This window comes from Streptomyces sp. NPDC052101 (assembly GCF_040680235.1).
Classification (GTDB): domain Bacteria; phylum Actinomycetota; class Actinomycetes; order Streptomycetales; family Streptomycetaceae; genus Streptomyces.
In genome coordinates, this window is the sequence record NZ_JBFAWH010000133.1 from 1 (window position 1) to 1,344 (window position 1,344).

A 1,344-nucleotide genomic window follows, 5' to 3' on the forward strand; every position below is an offset into this window, starting at 1 on the left:
GATGGCGTCGTCGCCGGCCCGGGTCACCTTGACGCGAGCCGCCGTGGCGCCCGTCGCGTGGACCCGCACACCCGTGAACGAGAACGGCAGACGCGTCTGCACGTCGCTGTCGTCGAGCGAGGTCACGAGTGAACTCTGCAGGGCTGCGTCGACCAGTGCGGGGTGCACACCGAAGCGCTCGGCGTCGGCCGCGGCCGACTCCGGCAGCTCGACCTCGGCGAACACCTCATCGCCCCGACGCCACACCACACGCACACCCTGGAACACCGGCCCGTAGCCGTAACCCCACTCGGCCAACCGCTCGTAGAAGTCCGTGACATCCACGGCCGTGGCGCCGGCCGGCGGCCACTGCCCCAACGACTCATCAGCCACATCGCCGGCATCCGCGGCGACCGTGCCCTCGGCGTGGCAGGTCCACTGTGCGTCCTGCCCGTCGCCCACCGCGCGGGAGAACACCCGCACCGGCCGCTGCCCCCGCTCATCGGCGTCGCCGACGGCCACCTGCACATCCACGGCCGACTCGGCGTCCGTGATCACCAACGGCGACTGCAGCACCAACTCCCCGACCACGTCACACTCCACGAACTCACCCGCCCGCAGCACCAGTTCAAGCAGCCCTGCACCCGGCACCAGTACCCGACCCGACACCATGTGGTCAGCCAGCCACGGCTGTGCACCGAGCGACAACCGGCCCGTGAACACCAACCCCCCACCATCGGCCAGGCTCACCCCGGCCGCCAGCAGCGGATGCCCGACCAACGACAGCCCCGCCCCACCGACGTCACCCACACCCGCCGACCCCGACAACCAGAAACGCTCCCGCTGGAACGCATACGTCGGCAGATCAACCCGCCCGCCCTCACCCACGACCGCGGTCCAGTCCACCTCCACGCCGCGCACCCACAGTTCGGCCAGCGAGATCACGAACCGACCCAGACCACCCTGGTCACGCCGGAGCGTGCCCACCGACACCAGATCCGCACCAGCCGCCTCGGCCACCTCACCCACCGCACCCGTCAGCACCGGATGCGCGCTCGCCTCGACGAAGACGCTCGCACCGTTCTGCGCCAGCGCGGTGACGGTCTGCGCGAACCGCACCGGCTCACGCAGATTGCGGTACCAGTACTCCGCGTCCAGCTCCGTACCGTCGACGCGCTCGCCGGTGACCGTCGAGTACATCGGCACATCACCCGACCGCGGAACGATCACAGCAGCCAGTTCGAGAAGCCGGTCACGGACCTGCTCGACGTGCGGGGTGTGCGAGGCGTAGTCCACGGGGATGGTCCGCGCGCGGATCCCCGCGGCCTCGACGTCCGCGACCACCTCGGCCAGGGCGTCGGTGTC

Annotated in this window: 1 protein-coding gene; it reads right to left on the reverse strand. The window is 70.8% G+C overall.

All coding sequences use genetic code 11. The features are described from left to right. Positions 1-1,344 (reverse strand): acyltransferase domain-containing protein (locus tag AB0L75_RS44260; RefSeq protein ID WP_365191948.1); only part of this gene is annotated, 1,344 nt, incomplete at both ends.